At 67.7% G+C, this 15646-nt stretch carries 10 protein-coding genes and 2 pseudogenes; 5 read left to right on the top strand and 7 right to left on the bottom strand.

Features of this window, described 5'->3' with window-relative positions:
- Positions 1-65: 65 nt before the first annotated feature.
- The 3 genes from AU188_RS07255 (at position 66) to AU188_RS07245 (ending at position 4493) form a co-directional block, all read left to right on the top strand.
- Positions 66-1685, top strand: a complete 1620-nt coding sequence (locus AU188_RS07255; protein ID WP_059163067.1) for a DUF7159 family protein — start codon at positions 66-68, stop codon at positions 1683-1685.
- A 77-nt stretch (positions 1686-1762) separates the two neighbouring features.
- Positions 1763-3100 (top strand): UDP-glucose dehydrogenase family protein, encoded by a 1338-nt coding sequence (locus tag AU188_RS07250; protein ID WP_059163066.1) that lies wholly within the window; start codon positions 1763-1765, stop codon positions 3098-3100.
- A gap of 55 nt (positions 3101-3155) precedes the next feature.
- Complete coding sequence (locus tag AU188_RS07245; RefSeq protein WP_059163138.1) at positions 3156-4493, top strand: cytochrome P450; 1338 nt, start codon at positions 3156-3158, stop codon at positions 4491-4493.
- 77 nt (positions 4494-4570) lie between these two features.
- Here AU188_RS07245 and AU188_RS07240 read toward each other — a convergent pair.
- Positions 4571-4930 (bottom strand): annotated as a pseudogene (locus AU188_RS07240) (transposase); the annotation flags it as partial.
- Between the two features lie 104 nt (positions 4931-5034).
- On the opposite strand from AU188_RS07240, the gene AU188_RS07235 reads away from it, so the two are divergent.
- Both AU188_RS07235 and AU188_RS07230 read left to right on the top strand, forming a co-directional pair.
- On the top strand, positions 5035-6249 hold the full coding sequence (locus AU188_RS07235; RefSeq protein WP_059163064.1) for an RNA-guided endonuclease InsQ/TnpB family protein: 1215 nt from the start codon (positions 5035-5037) through the stop codon (positions 6247-6249).
- An 85-nt stretch (positions 6250-6334) separates the two neighbouring features.
- A complete protein-coding gene (locus AU188_RS07230; protein WP_059163063.1) occupies positions 6335-7078 on the top strand; it encodes a maleylpyruvate isomerase family mycothiol-dependent enzyme in 744 nt (247 codons plus the stop codon).
- A gap of 53 nt (positions 7079-7131) precedes the next feature.
- On the opposite strand, the gene AU188_RS07225 is transcribed toward AU188_RS07230, so the two are convergent.
- The 6 genes and pseudogenes from AU188_RS07225 to AU188_RS25255 all read right to left on the bottom strand — a co-directional run.
- Positions 7132-7854 (bottom strand): class I SAM-dependent methyltransferase, encoded by a 723-nt coding sequence (locus AU188_RS07225; protein ID WP_172799420.1) that lies wholly within the window; start codon positions 7852-7854, stop codon positions 7132-7134.
- 179 nt (positions 7855-8033) lie between these two features.
- Positions 8034-9659 (bottom strand): LuxR family transcriptional regulator, encoded by a 1626-nt coding sequence (locus AU188_RS07220; protein ID WP_286137346.1) that lies wholly within the window; start codon positions 9657-9659, stop codon positions 8034-8036.
- 4 nt (positions 9660-9663) lie between these two features.
- Entirely contained in the window at positions 9664-10926 is a 1263-nt protein-coding gene (locus AU188_RS07215) for a YibE/F family protein (protein ID WP_059163060.1), read from the bottom strand.
- 23 nt (positions 10927-10949) lie between these two features.
- Positions 10950-12224, bottom strand: coding sequence for a pyridoxal phosphate-dependent aminotransferase (locus AU188_RS07210; RefSeq protein ID WP_059163059.1), 1275 nt, complete (start codon positions 12222-12224; stop codon positions 10950-10952).
- Positions 12225-12270: 46 nt separating this feature from the next.
- Positions 12271-15315, bottom strand: coding sequence for a heterodisulfide reductase-related iron-sulfur binding cluster (locus tag AU188_RS07205; RefSeq protein WP_059163058.1), 3045 nt, complete (start codon positions 15313-15315; stop codon positions 12271-12273).
- 138 nt (positions 15316-15453) lie between these two features.
- Positions 15454-15646 (bottom strand): annotated as a pseudogene (locus tag AU188_RS25255) (hypothetical protein); the annotation flags it as partial.

The raw sequence follows: 15646 nt of genomic DNA, 5'->3' as shown, positions 1-15646 counted from the left end.
GGCTTGTGCGGAACGAGACACCGGTCGACGATCCAGGCAACGTAGCAAATACTCATGGAGGGGCAGTGGACATCGTACTGGGTGTGTCGATGACACCTGCGACGGTCCGCATCGTGCTGGTCGAAGGCGAGAAAGCCGACGGGGCGACCGTCGATCACGACGTCTTCGACGTGAGCGAAAGTGAGGGTTCGGCAACGCCGGGCGCGGCCGCCCAGGTGGTGGATGCGGTGCTCGGCACCAAGGAGAGCGCCGAGGCCGGCGGCCACGAACTCAAGGCCATCGGTGTCACGTGGAGCGACCATGCCGAGGCGGCGCAACTGCGCGACCTGCTGGCCGCTCGTGGCATAGACGACGTCATGCTCGTCTCCGACGGCCACGCCGCGGCCGCGCTCGCGCAGGCCGTCGGCAGGGCGGTCGGCTACGACACCACCGCGCTGCTGTTCATCGACCGCGACACCGCCACGCTCTCGGTCGTGCAGACCGACGACGGGTCGGTGGTCAAGGTGCTGGGCCGCACCCTGCACAGCCACGACGCGATGGCCGTCCTCGCCGACATGGCCGCCGCCGTCGACGCCCAGGACACGCGGCCGCAGGGCATGTTCGTCGTCGGTTCCGGCGTCGACGTCAGCTCGGTGAAGAGCCATCTCGCGAACCTGGTGAGCCTGCCGGTGCACGCCCCCGACGAACCCGAGATGGCGTTGGCCCGCGGCGCGGCGCTGGCGGCGGCCCACGCGCCCGCTTTCGAAGCGTCGACGGTCGGACTCGCCTACTCGCAGGACCCCGACGGCACCACAGCGGGTTCGGTGTACGCCGGGCTGGCTGGCGCCCAGACGCAGCTCGCCCCCGCCGGGGGTGACGGCGCCTACCTCGACACCGACGAGCCGCAAACCGACATGTCACCCGCCTCCAACGACGACCGCAAGCCGTTCCTGCTCGTCGGCAGCGCCTTGACGTCGATCTTCGTCGTCGGCGTTGTGGCGCTGGTGATCTCGTTGGCGGTGAGCATCCGCCCGACCGCCGATGAGCGGCCCAGCCCCGGCCAGAGCGCGATCGTGCCCAGCTCCGTCGCACCCGCGCCGCCGCCTCCCCCGGTGGAGCAGGCGCAGCCGGTCCAGGCGCCACCGCCACCGGCTGAGACCATCAAGGCGCCGGTACCCGTCGTTCAGGAGCAACCTGCGCCGCAGTCTCCGCGGACGGTCTACGTCGAGGCGCCCGCCCCTGCGCCGCAAGCGCCCGCGCCCGCTCCCGCGCCGGTAGCCCCGCCACCCGCTCCGGCCGCACCCCCGCCGGCCCCGGCCCCGGTCGCGCCCGCGCCGGTTCCGGCTTACCTGCCGCCGGCAGTGGCGCCGCCGCCGTACTACTACCCGCGGCCCCAGAACCCGTGGAATCCGCCGCGGTCGCCGTGGACTCCGCCGAAGTCGTCGCCGTGGACCCCGCCGTGGCGGGACGAACCGGAAGAGCCGGAGTGGCCCGACCTCGAGACGCCGCCGTGGCAGAACGGGTCCGGCAACGGGTCCGGCGGCTATCCCGGTTCGGGCAACTACCCCGGGTCCGGGTCCGGCGGTAACTCCGGCAGCGGCTCCGGGCGGTACCCAGGCAGCGGATCCGGTGACGACGGGCCCCGGCGCTCGGGCGGCTCGTCCGGTGGTGGCGGGTCGAACTGCTTCCTGATCTTCTGCGGATAGGCACTCGTAACCTGACGTTGGCCTGCCGATCAGTGTCGCGTCGCGGCTAGCTCATCCCGCCCGCATATCAAGGCCGTATGCGGTGCACCGTCTTCGGCACGGGTTATCTCGGAGCCACCCACGCGGCCGGCATGGCCGAGTTGGGCCACGAGGTGATCGGCGTCGACCTCGATGCGGGCAAGGTCGCCAAGCTCGCATCCGGAGAGATTCCGTTCTACGAGCCCGGCCTGCGAAACATGTTGCGGGACAACCTCACTGCCGGTCGATTGACGTTCACCACCGACTACGACGCCGCGGCCGAGTTCGCCGACGTGCACTTCCTCGGTGTCGGCACGCCGCAGAAGAAGGGCGAGTACGGTGCCGACCTGCGCCACGTGCACGCGGTGATCGACACGCTGGTGCCGCGGCTGCGACGCTCGGCCGTCATCGTCGGCAAGTCGACGGTGCCGGTGGGCACCGCGGCCGAACTCGGCGACCGGGCTCGCGCACTCGCGCCGGCGGGAGTCGACGTCGAGATCGCCTGGAACCCGGAGTTCCTCCGCGAGGGGTTCGCCGTACACGACACCCTGCATCCCGACCGCATCGTGCTTGGGGTGCAACGGAACTCGACGTCGGCCGAGCCGGCGATCCGCGAGTTGTACGCGCCGCTGTTGGCGCAGCAGGTGCCACTTCTGGTCACCGACCTGCAGACCGCAGAGTTGGCCAAGGTGTCCGCGAACGCGTTCCTGGCCACCAAGATCTCGTTCATCAACGCGATCTCCGAGGTCTGCGAGGCCGTCGACGCCGATGTCACGCTCCTCGCCGACGCGCTGGGCTACGACTCACGGATAGGTCGCCGCTTCTTGAACGCCGGCCTGGGTTTCGGCGGGGGTTGCCTACCGAAGGACATCCGCGCATTCATGGCGCGTGCCGGCGAACTGGGTGCCAACCACGCACTGACGTTCCTGCGCGAGGTGGACAGCATCAACATGCGTCGGCGCACCCGGATGGTCGAACTGACGACCGCCGCCTGCGGCGGTTCGCTGCTCGGCGCGAACATCGCCGTGCTCGGTGCCGCGTTCAAGCCAGAGTCCGACGATGTGCGCGACTCGCCCGCGCTCAACGTCGCGGGCATGCTGCAACTCAACGGCGCCACGGTCAGCGTGTACGACCCGAAGGCGATGGAGAACTCCCGGCGGGTGTTTCCGACGCTGACCTACGCGACGTCGGTCACCGAAGCCTGCGCACGTGCCGACGCCGTCCTCGTGCTCACCGAATGGCGCGAGTTCGTCGAGTTGGACCCTGCCGACCTGGCCGGCATCGTGCACGCGAAAGTGATTGTCGACGGCCGAAATTGCCTCGACATCGACCGGTGGGCGCAAGCCGGCTGGCAGGTGCACTGCCTCGGCAGGACTGCGAGCTTGCCCGCTCGGTAGGCTGGGGCCACCTGACCGAACCGCCAATCGGGTCAAGGGAGGCTACGTGGAACCGATTCGTCACGCTCGGCGGGCCGGGCCCATCCGCCACCGGATTCGATGGTTGGCCCTACACGGTTTCGTGCGCGTCGCCTCGAAACTGCTCGCCCGCCGCGGCGACGTGCAGGGCAGGCTGATCGCGGACCCGGGCGTGCGCGTCGACCCGGTGGCATTCACCGAGGAACTGCGCGCACGAGGGCCGATGGTCAAGGGCCGCGTCATGCACATCACCGTCGACCACGCGATCGCCAGCGATCTGCTGCGGTCCGACGACTACCACGTCCTGCCGATTGGGTCGAACCTGCCCAAGCCGCTGCAATGGGTCACGAACCACACCAAGACCGGGCTGCTGTATCCGCTGGAACCGCCGTCGATGCTGTCGGTGGAACCGCCCGAGCACACCCGCTACCGCAAGCTGGTGTCGTCGGTGTTCACCACCAGAGCCGTTGCCACACTGAAGGACCGGGTGCAGGCCACCGCCGATTCGCTGCTCGACGACCTCGCCGGTGCCGGAACCGTCGACGTGGTCGAGCGGTACTGCTCGCAGCTGCCGGTCGCCGTGATCGGCGACATCCTCGGTGTTCCCGACGAGGCCCGGCCACGCATCCTGGAGTTCGGCGAGCTCGGAGCGCCGAGCCTCGACATGGGCCTGACCTGGGCGCAGTACCGCAACGTCTACCGGGGCGTCGAAGGCTTCAACGACTGGCTCTGGAAGCACCTCGAAGAGCTGCGCCGCCAGCCGGGCGACGACTTGATGAGCCAGCTGATCGCGGCGTCCGATGAAGGCGCGCGGCTCAACCAGCAGGAGCTGATGGCCACCGCGGGGCTGGTGCTCGCGGCCGGTTTCGAAACGACGGTCAACCTGCTGGGCAACGGAATTCGGATGCTGCTCGACCATCCGTGGCACCTGGACACGCTGTTGGAGCGCCCGGAGTTGTGGCCAACCGCCGTGGAGGAGATCCTGCGGCTCGACCCTCCGGTGCAACTCACCGCGCGGGTGGCGAAGAAGAACACCGAGATCGCGGGCACGCGGGTCCGGCCCGGCGACGGCGTGATCCTCTACATCGCGGGCGCCAACCGCGACCCGAACGTGTTCGACGACCCGCATCGCTTCGACCTCGAACGCGAGAACGCCGGCAGGCATCTGTCGTTCTCCGGCGGCAGGCACTTCTGCCTGGGAGCGGCGCTGGCGCGCGCCGAGGGCGAGGTCGGACTGCGCACGTTCTTCGAGCGGTTCCCCGACGCTCGGTTGGCCGGTGCCGGCAGCAGGCGCGAGACCCGGGTGCTGCGTGGGTGGGCGTCGCTGCCGATCGCGCTGGGCACAGCTCGGGCACGTATTGGTGCGCCGTCCTGACCTGCATGTTGGGCGCAAGCCTTGGACTTCGGTCCGGGGTTGGCCCATCGCGTTTGTTGGCCGGCGTCGCCTACTGGTTAGAGTGGTCGGGCTTGTCGGTCGGTGTATTGCTTGGTGATCGACAGTGGCGCTGCACCGCAGGAGATGACGAAGTAGGACGGCGAGCGGAGGTGTGCGCGCGTGCGGTGCGCGGGCGCAGGCGCCGTGAGTTCGCGGCGCACGGGGTTCGCTGCGACCATGTCGTCGTCTGCGTAGCGGGGTGGCCCTTGAGTCGCTGGTCCAGTGTGGCGATCGCCAGTGTGGGGCGAGTAGGCGACGAGCAGGTGGACGTGGTCGGCTTCTCCGTTGCATTCGACCAACTCGACGTCGAGTTCGGCGCAGACCACGCGCATGGTGGTTTCGCAGTGGGTGAGCATCGGGTCGGTGACCACACGGCGCCGGTGTTTTGGTTATGAACATCAGATGGGCGTGCAGCAGCGACACGCGGTGGCGTCCTCGGCGGTGGGTCCGGGTTGTCATAGGTGGCCTTTACAGTCTGGGCATGCAGATGCGTTACCGGTATCGCATCGAACCGACACCGGCACAGCAGGCGGTGCTGGCGCGGGTGTTTGGCTGCGCCCGGGTGGTGTTCAACGACGCGTTGCGGGTCCGCGGCGAGGCCTATCGGGCGGGGGTGCAGTTGTCCGACAGCGAGATTCAACGGCGGGTGATCACCGCGGCGAAGACCACCCAAGAGCGGGCCTGGTTGAGCGAGGTGCCCAGTGTCGCGCTGGTGCAGTCGGTCAACGACTCCCGGCGGGCCTGGCGCAACTTCTTCGACTCCGGCAGCGGCAAACGCAAGGGCCGCAGGGTCGGTCATCCTCGTTACAAGTCCCGCAAGGACCATCGGCAGTCGTTTCGGCTCACCCGCAACGGTTTCAGTCTGAAAGCCAATGGTCGATTGTTTGTGGCCAAGGTCGGGCAGGTGCGGGCGCGCTGGTCACGCGAGCTGCCGTCGGAGCCGTCCTCGGTCACGATCATTCGGGAACCGGACGGACAATTCTACGCCAGCTTCGTCGTCGAGGTGCCGGGCTGTCCTTTGCCGGTGGTCGGCCGCGAGGCCGGTGTGGATGTGGGGATCGCCCGGCTGGCCACGATCGCCACCAGCGACGGTGGCCGGTCCGAGATCGACAATCCGAAGCATTTGGGCCGCAAGCTGGGCAAACTGCGCCGGTTGGAGCGGGAGAAGTCGCGCCGGCAGAAAGGATCAACCAACAGGGAAAAGTCGCGGCGCAAGGTGGCCGTCGCGCACAACGAGGTCGCCCGGGCTCGGCGGGACTATCACCACAAGCAGGCTTTGGCGTTGGTTCGCGACAACCAAGCGATCCACGTCGAGGACCTCAACATCGTGGGCATGGTCAAAAACCGTCGCCTCGCGCGGGCGATCAGCGATGCCGGGTGGGGTCAGTTCGTGCGGATCATCGGCGAGAAGGCCGACCGCTACGGACGCACCGTACATCGGGTGTCGCGGTGGCTGGCGTCGAGCAAAACCTGCTCGGCACCCGGATGTGGCTATGTGCTCGACGAACTCCCACTACAGGTCCGCACCTGGACGTGCCCGGACTGCGGGGCGGTCCACGACCGCGACCACAACGCCGCCAAAAACATTCTCGCTGCCGGGCGGGCAGAGAGACTAAACGCCTGCGGAGTCCCAGTAAGTCCTCCCACCCGGAAGGCACGGGACGATGAAACAGGAAGCACCCCAACCGCGGCATAGCCGCACGGGAGTCCCCGCCATTCACGGCGGGGAGCACGTCAAGCGATCGGCGGTTTCCGCATCGAGTATTGAGTACGTTCGGAGCGTGGATTTCCGAGCCGCGCTGCTCGACCAGACCCGGGCCTTCGGGGAACTGATCCGCAGTGCAGACCCGTCAACGCCCGTGCCGACCTGCCCCGACTGGACGCTCAAGCAACTGTTCCGTCACGTCGGACGCGGAAATCGTTGGGCCGCACAGATCATCGCCGAACGCCGGATGGCTGCGCTCGATCCGCGCGACGTCCGCGACGGCAGGCCTCCCGACGACCCCGACGGTGCGACCGACTGGCTCAACCAGGGTGCGCGGCTGATCGTCGACGCGGTCGAGCGGGTCGGTCCCGCCACTCGGGTGTGGACGTTTCGCGGTCCGCGCCCGGCAGGCTGGTGGATCCGTCGACGGCTGCACGAGGTGACCGTGCACCACGCGGACGCGGCGCTTGCCCTCGGCGTCGAGTACGACCCGCCGCCCGACCTTGCCGCCGACGCGATCAGTGAATGGGTCGAGCTGATGGCGGGCAATACGACCCAGCCCGCGCTCGACCGCGGCCGGACCATCCACATGCACGCCACCGACGGCGGGCTCGGGCCCACCGGCGAGTGGACAATCGTCCATGACGAGGAAGGCGTCTGGTGGTCGCACAACCACACCAAGGCCGACGCCGCCCTGCGCGGCACCGCGACGGACCTGCTGCTGGCCATCACTCGCCGGCGAGCGGCCGGCGATCTCGGCGTCGAAGTGCTGGGCGATGCCGCGGTCTGGGACCGGTGGCTGGAGCGGACGAACTTCTAGGCGTCGCCAGCACCGCGGCGATGCCAAAGGTCGCTATAGCAATGTCATGCCAGCTACTTTCGGGCCGTGGCTATAGCGACTGACAGCTCGAGAACCAGTTCGTTGTCGTGGACGAAGTCTTGCCAGCGCGCGACGACGTCGTCTTCGAGTCTTCGTCGGTGGCTGTCATCTGTCCCTAAGACGAGGCCCGCTATAGGTGTGACTTCGAGGTATTGCCAAAGGAATTCGGCCGGTGGCGGAAGTCGCAACGTCTTCGTCATGGTTTTGACGGTCACGTCTTGGAAGTGAGCGCCGTCCAACAGCCGGCGAAGTTCAGTTTCGCTCACTGAGAAGACCGCCCGTAGGAAACCGGGAAGATCAGGATTGATGTGGCGGCCAAGAGCATCGGCCATGATCTCGAACAGTCGGGGCATCGCTCCCGGCACGTTGACGGCGACGCGGCCACCCGGCGACAGCACCCGCCACATCTGGCTCACTGCCGCTGCTCGGTCGGGAAAGAACATCAGCCCGAGCTGACACAACGCCAAGTCGTAGGACTCATCGGCAAGCGGGAGAGCTTCGGCGCTTCCCTGCCGCCATTCAATTACGGCACCGGACGGCGGGGCGCTTGCGCGGGCAACCTCCAGCATTTCAGGGGTGAGATCCACTCCGACGACTTTCCCGGTGGGTCCTACCCGCTCGGCGGCCAGACGGGTGACGACGCCGGTTCCGCACGCGATGTCGACGACATATTCACCCGACTCGGGTGCGGCCGCCTCGATGAGATCGTCGGCCAACGGCGCGGGAATGAGCGGGACGAAATTGGTCGCGTAACACTCGGCTTCGGTTCGCCGGAGGTCACGGTAATCAACTTGTTGAGACATGGTGAGACGGTATGAACGGCAACGCTCTCGCCGCGTCGACCGAATCGACCATTTCGCTGCGATGCCCGTGGTCAGTTCTGACCACTCGCCCCTCAGACGAGGTGTTGCTCGTAGGCGTAGGCGGTGGCCGCCGACCGGGACGACAAGCCGAGCTTCGTGAAGATGTTCTGCAGATGGCGCGCTACGGTGTGCTCGCTGAGCACGAGGCTCGCACCGATCTCTCGGTTGGTCTTGCCGGCGGCGACAAGCCGTAACACCTCGCATTCGCGTGCGGTCAGCATGCCCTTCGGCGCCTGCGGACTCCCGACGAGTTCGGCCAAGCGTTTCGCGTCTGGCTTGGCGCCGAGCCGGTCAAAGCCGTCACGTGCAGCGTCGAATTCCATTGCTGCGGAGTCGAAGTCGCCAAGCGCCCGGCACGCCAGCCCGCACTGGACCCGAGTTCGAGCGGCTTCGTAAGGCATTGCCAGGTCCCGCCACCAGGCCGATGCGCGGTGCAACGCGGCAAGCGCCCCGGCGGCGTCGCCCTCGGCCAGCAGCGTCGACCCGTCGGCGTGAGCGGCGACCGCGCGCAGGAACGGAGCGTCGATGGTTTCCGCGAGCCCGGACAGTTCGTCGGCGCTCGTCCGCGCTGCCGCGACGTCGCCGCTCGTGAGCATGATCTCAACGTGAGCCGCCAATGCGGCCGGCCGGCCGAAGGGATCTGAGATTTCGTCGACCGCGCGGCGGATGGCGGTCGTCGCTGCGTCGAGTTTTCCCTCGGCCATTCGGAGTAAGGCCAAGCCGGGCAACGGCTCTCGTCCAGATTGGTGGGCCTGCCGGTATGCGGCCTCGGCGTCGTCGAACTCCCCGCGCAGCCGGTGCAGCTCCGCTTGCTGGTAGGCGGCCAGCCCGAAAGTAGGGTGTGGCGTCGGGTGTGACAGGTGTGCGCAGGCCTGACGGGCTGCGGTCGTCGCCTTGGACCACTCGCCGTGGATCTGCAAGATTTGCGCGCGATGCACGAGGCATTGGCCGCGGTAGGGGACGAGGCCAGGCTGGGCGTCACACCATTCGCTCAACGCCAGGGTCCACTCGGTTGCTCGCCGCAGGTCGAACGCGCCCATGCACGTCTCGATGACGGCGCAGTAGACGATGCCGGCCGGGATGGGCGACACTTCGCCCGCGGTGACGCTCACCATCGCTTCGTCGAGCAGCGCCACACCCCGAGCCGTCTCACCGCCGGTGACCGACGCCTGACCTTGCCCCAACCGAGCGAGGGCCGCCAGGTCCGGGTCGGCGAATCGTGCCGCGATCCTGCCGGCCTCGGCGAACATCGCAAACGATTCGGCCGAGTCCCCACTCGTCCACAACTGAAGGCCCGCGGATACGAGTAGGTAACCGCGAGCGGCGCAGTCCAGCTTGCCGTCCTCCACGAGCCGGCCTACCCGCGCGAGCCATCCGCCGCCGCGTGCGCCGTTGCCTGCAAGCAGCTGTGTGAGCGCCAACCAGAACCCGCACTCTGCGGCGCGGCCGGGGTCGTCGCGCGCCAAGTGTGCGGAGTAGGCCTGTTCCCAGGCTCGAGTGCTTTCCTCGTCCCTTCCCAGCAGGTAGGTGGCAATCGCGAGGCGTTCGAGATCGTTCGCATCGAGATCGCGCTGCGCGCTGGCCTGGATCAGGGTGTCGTAGACCTCGGGCCACGCCCGGTGCTCAAAAGCGTCCTGCGCCCTGTCGGTGGCCGCCATCATCTCAGTCTGGCGCATTGTGAGGCGACACAGGTGCCGATCGTCGGCCGGTAGGCGTCGCCAGCACCGCGGCGATGCCCGTCGTCAGCGGAACCGACATGGCCAGCGCGATGCCGCCGACTGCCGAGCGGGCGATCTCGATGGCCACACTCTCGCTGGTGAGCACGTCGCCGAGGGCCCGGTTGGCGACGCTGAACAACAGCAGCAGCGGCAGCGCGCTGCCCGCATAGGCCAGCACCAGGGTGTAGACCGTGCTCGCGATGTGGTCGCGGCCCACCCGCATGGCACCCACGAAGATCGCCCGCCGCGTGGCCCCCTCGAGTTCGGCCAGCTCGAACACGGTGGACGCCTGCGTGACCGTGACGTCGTTGAGTACGCCCAGTGACCCGATGATGAACCCGGCCAGCAGCAGCCCGGTGATCGACACGTTGCCGAGGTAGGTGGCGACGGCGTTGTTCTCCTCCTCGGACAGGCCGGTGAGGTGCGTCAACTCTATTGCGGCCCGGGATAATACCGCTGCGAGTAGCAGGGATGTCAGCGTGCCGAGCAGCGCCGCGCTGGTGCGCAGGCTCACGCCGTGTGCAAGATAGATCACCGCGTAGAGGATCAGCGCCGATGCCACCAACGCGACGGGAATGGCGGCGGCTCCGTCCCGTAGGGCCGGCAGCATGAACACGACGAGTACCGCGAATGCGACGAGAATGCCGACGAGCGCCCGCAACCCGCGCCATCCGGCGACCGCGACAACCACAACCGCGAACGCAGCGGCCAGCCCGGTCAACGGCCACGCACGTTCGTAGTCGTAGAAGGAGTAGGTCGTTGTGCCGGTCGGGTCGACCTGGCGGGTGATCCGGATTCGGTCACCGACCGCGAGTTGGGGTTGCCCCGGCCCGCCGCTGAACTGCAGCAGCGTGTGGGCGCCCTGGTTCGGGCCGGAGTCGATCGCGATGAGCGAGTGCACGCAGTTGGCCTTGTCGCCCTCGGCCGGTGCCGGTTCCGTCGTCAGCACCGCTCCCACGGACGGCCCACCGCATACGGCTGCGCTGCTGGACACCACGTGGCCGGCCTCGGTGGTGACCGCGCCGCCCTCGGCGTTCTGGAACGGCAGCGGGATGTCGGTCTTCTGCTGGCTCGGCCACAGCCAGGTGGCACCGACCAGGACGGCCAACCCGATCGCGATCAACAGGCCGACGACGATCTTCGCGGCCATCGGTCCCAGCGGCGCTGGACCCTGCAGGGAATGCGAGTGTCCGTGCGAGTGCGTCACGGATTACAGCGTAGAGAAGGCCGCTACTGCCGGTAGCTGACGAGGAAGTTACCCAGCCGCTCGATGGCGTTGGCCAGATCGCGAGCCCACGGCAGCGTCACGATGCGCAGGTGATCCGGTGTCGGCCAATTGAAACCGGTGCCCTGTGTGACGAGGATCTTCTCCTGCAGCAGCAGATCCAGAACCAGCTGCTCGTCGTCGACGATGTCGTAGACCTCGGGGTCCAGGCGCGGGAAGGCGTAAAGCGCGCCTTGGGGTTTCACGCACGACACGCCGGGAATCTCGTTGAGCATCTGCCATGCCACATCGCGCTGCTCGCGCAGCCGGCCGCCCGGCAACACCAGGTCCTCGATGCTCTGATGTCCGCCGAGGGCGACCTGAATCGCGTGCTGCGCAGGAACATTCGGGCACAGACGCATGTTCGCGAGCAAGCTGATGCCCTCGATGAAGCTGCCGGCGTTCTCCTTCGGCCCGGTGATCACCAGCCATCCGGACCGATAGCCGGCCACCCGGTAGGCCTTCGACAGCCCGTTGAAGGTCAGGGTCAGCACATCGGGGGCCACCGACGCCATCGCGATGTGCTCGGCGTCGTCGTAGAGGATCTTGTCGTAGATCTCGTCGGCCAGCAGCAACAGTTGGTGCTCACGCGCCAATTCAGCGATCTGCTCGAGGGTTTCGCGGCGGTATACCGCGCCGGTCGGGTTGTTCGGATTGATCACGACGATCGCCTTCGTGCGGTCGGTGATCTTGGATTCCAGATCGGCGATGTCGGGCATCCAGCCCTGCGTCTCGTCGCACAGATAGTGCACGGGGGTGCCACCGGCCAACGAGGTGCACGCGGTCCACAGCGGGTAGTCCGGCGCCGGGATCAACACCTGGTCTCCGTTGTCCAGGAGCGCCTGCAGCGTCATCTGGATCAGCTCCGAAGCGCCGTTGCCGAGATAGACGTCGTCGACGTCGAATTTCGGGAACCCCTCCACGAGTTCGTAGCGGGTGAACACCGCGCGCCGGGCCGGCATGATGCCCTTGGAGTCGGAGTACCCCTGCGCATACGGCAGCGCCTGGATGATGTCGCGCATGATCACGTCTGGCGCCTCGAAGCCGAATGGCGCCGGATTGCCGATGTTGAGCTTGAGGATGCGGTGGCCCTCCGCCTCGAGGCGCGAAGCGTGCTCGTGCACCGGACCGCGGATCTCGTAGAGCACGTCCTGCAGCTTGGAAGACTGCGTGAACGTGCGCTGCCGCGGGCTGTGCCCCGTGGCATGGATCGGCACCTGGTGCGTGGTCACGCCCTCCATAGTCTCACTGCTGTCCAGCGATTAACGAAAAAGCTGCTCAAATGGGTCAGCGCTTGCCCGGCGGGCGGGCGCCCTTGGCGATTCCGAGACCCTTAACCGGTGGCGGCGCCGGCGTGTCTCCATTGTCGGCGTCGGAAGGCTCAGCGGCAGCGCCGGTTTCGCCGTCAGTCGCCGATTCATCTTGTGCCGCAGCGGGTTTCGGTGCAGTGGCGGGCTGCGCTGCCGGGGTTGCCTTCTTGGCGCCCGGCCGGCGGGCACCCGGCGCGATGCCCAGGCCCTTGACCTCGGGCTCGGGCTTGCCGTCCAAGCCTCGGTCCGAGTCCGCGGTATCGGTCTTGGCGCCCGGCACCGCCTTGTCCGGGTCGACGTTCGGCGGCTGGGTGACGGTCGCTTCGCCCGCGTTGGGGGTCTTGGCGGCCTTCTTGGCGCCCGGCCTCTTGGCGCCCGCCGCGATCCCTAGGCCCTTCACCTCGGGCTCCGGCTTGGCCGTTGTCTCGGGTGCCTCAGCGGCTGGTGTCTGAGCGGCCGCAGCGGCCGGTGCGGCCTTCTTGGCGCCGGGGCGCTTGGCCCCGGCCGCGATACCGAGTCCCTTCGCGGGTGCCGCTGCGGCAGCGGGCTTGTCGTCAGCGGCCGGCTTTTCCTCGGCGGGGGCGGCCTTCTTCGCCCCGGGCCGCTTGGCGCCGCCCGCGATACCGAGACCGGTCACGGGTTTGGTTGCGGTCGCCGTTGCCGCTTCGGCCTTGGGCTGCGGCGCCTCTTCGACTTTTTCAGCCTCCTCGACCGCCGGCGCCCGCGCGGCCAACTCGGCGGCGCGTTCCTCGGCCTCCTTGGCCGCGGTGCCCTTCTCGGGCAGCGTGATGGCGGTCTTGTCGAGGGAGCCCAGCAGCAGCTGAGCGACGTCGAGGACCTCGGCCTTCTCCACGTTGCGGGCGGCGGCGACGTCGTCGACACCGTCGGTGATCATCACGCGGCAGAACGGGCAGCCGGTCGCGATCGTCGAGGCGGTGTCCATGGCCTCTTCGGTGCGTTCCACGTTGACGCGCTTGCCGATGTGCTCTTCCATCCACATCCGCGCGCCGCCCGCACCGCAGCACAGGCCGCGGTCGGCGTGCCGGGGCATCTCGGTCAGCTTCGCCCCCGACGCGCCGATCAGCTCACGCGGCGCCGAGTACTCCTTGTTGTGCCGGCCCAGGTAGCACGGGTCGTGATAGGTGATGTCCATCCCGCCGTCGGCAGGGGTGACCGGAATCAGCTTCTTGTCGCGGACCAGCCGGTTCAACAGTTGCGTGTGATGCAGCACGGTGAAGTTGCCGCCGAGCTGCGGGTATTCGCGTCCGAGCGTGTTGAAGCAGTGCGGGCAGGTGACCACGATTTTGCGGTCCACCCGCTCGACGCCCTCGAAGAGATCGTTGAGCGTCTCGACGTTCTGCGCGGCGAGCTGCTGGAACAGGAACTCGTTGCCCGAGCGGCGGGCCGAGTCGCCGTTGCAGGTTTCCCCCTCGCCGAGCACCAGGTACTTCACGCCCGCGGCGGCGAGCAGCTCGGCGACGGCCTTGGTGGTCTTCTTCGCGCGGTCCTCATATGCGCCGGCACACCCCACCCAGAACAGGTATTCGTAGCCGTCGAACGACTCGACGTCCTTGCCGTACACCGGCACGTCGAAGTCGACCTCGTCGATCCAGTTCGTGCGGTCCTTGGCGTTCTGACCCCACGGGTTGCCCTTGGTCTCCAGGTTCTTGAACAGCACGCCGAGTTCCCCGGGGAACTCCGACTCCATCATCACCTGGTAGCGCCGCATGTCGACGATGTGGTCGATGTGCTCGATGTCGACCGGGCACTGCTCGACGCAGGCACCACACGTCGTGCAGGACCACAGCACGTCGGGATCGATGACCCCGCCCTGTTCCTCGGTGCCGACCAGCGGCCGGGTGGCTTGCTCGGGGCCTGAACCCAGGATCCGCTCGAAGCCGGACTCGGGAACGTGGTCGTGCGAATGCTCCTCGGAGTGCTTCTCGCCGCGCACTTCCTCACCGAGACCGCCCTCGGGGGTGTTCTCGAGCGGGGACTCCTTGTCGCCGAGGACGTACGGCGCCTTGGCGAACAGGTGGTCGCGCAGGTTCATGATCACGAGCTTGGGTGACAGCGGCTTACCGGTGTTCCACGCCGGGCACTGCGACTGGCAGCGGCCGCACTCGGTACACGTGGTCATGTCGAGGTAGGCCTTCCACGTGAAGTCCTCGATCTTGCCGCGGCCCAGCACGGCATCCTCCGGCGGATCCTCGAAGTCGATCTGCTTGCCGTCATACTCCACGGGGAGCAGCGGACCCAGGCCGTCGGGCAGGCGCTTGAACGTGACGTTGATGGGGGCCAGGCCGATGTGCAGGTGCTTGGAGTGCAACACGATCAGCAGGAACACCAGCATCACCGCGATGTGCAGCAGCAGCGCGATGGTCTCGATCCACTCGTTGGCGGTGTGGCCCAGAGGGTTCAGCACCCAACCCATGAACTGCGAGAAGAACGCGCCGTTGCCGTACGGCAGGGCGTCGGTGTTCACCGCGGCGCCACGCACCAGCGCGTAGGTCCAGATGACGTTGAAGATCATGAACAGGATCAGCCAGGCGCCGCCGGTGTGCGATCCGTAGAAGCGCGAGTCGCGTCCGTGTTCCTTGGGCTCGGTGCGCAGCCGGATGATCGCGAAGACGATGATGCCGGCCAGCACGGCGACGGCGAAGAAGTCCTGCAGGAATCCCAGCCCGTCCCAGCGGCCGATGAACGGGATGTGGAAGTCGTGGTCGAAGATCAGGCCGTACGCCTCGAGATAGACCGACGCGAGGATGAAGAAGCCCCACATCGTGAAGAAGTGTGCGATGCCGGGGATCGACCACTTCAGCAGCCGGGTTTGCCCGAACACCTCCGTGATCTGCGTCGTGATCCGCCTGGAGAGGTTGTCTTTGCGGTTGTTCTCCGGGCTGGTCGGCGCCCCGGAGCGGATCAGATTCGTCAGCCAGAGCACGCGTTTCGCGGCGAAGACCAGCACGAGTGCCGTCAGCCCGAGGCCGACGACGAGTCTGATCAGCATCTGGGTATCCACCGCGCGCCTCCCGTTTCTAAGTTACCCAAGAGTAACTTAATGCATGTTACCCGTGGGTAACTTTAGCTCAGGGCCTGCTCAAGCCCGGGGCTCATAGTTGCACCTTGCGGGGACGCGCCGCTACGAAGGTTGACCTAACTACGCACCGTCGATCGGGTCCGGTGTGACGGGCGCGGGTTCTTCGCCGGTTCCCTCGTCGCTCGGTGCGGGGTTCTCGGGCGTCGAACCGCCGTCCGGTCCGCCGTCGCCCGGACCCGGGTCGATGGGCGGGGGTTCGGACACCGGTGGCGGCTCCGGCGGAGGCGTCGATGGGGGTGGGGTCGTCGGTGGG

Origin of the sequence: Mycobacterium sp. IS-3022 (assembly GCF_001500065.1) — a bacterium.
Lineage (GTDB): Bacteria > Actinomycetota > Actinomycetes > Mycobacteriales > Mycobacteriaceae > Mycobacterium.
This window is presented reverse-complemented; position numbering and strand designations above follow the sequence as displayed.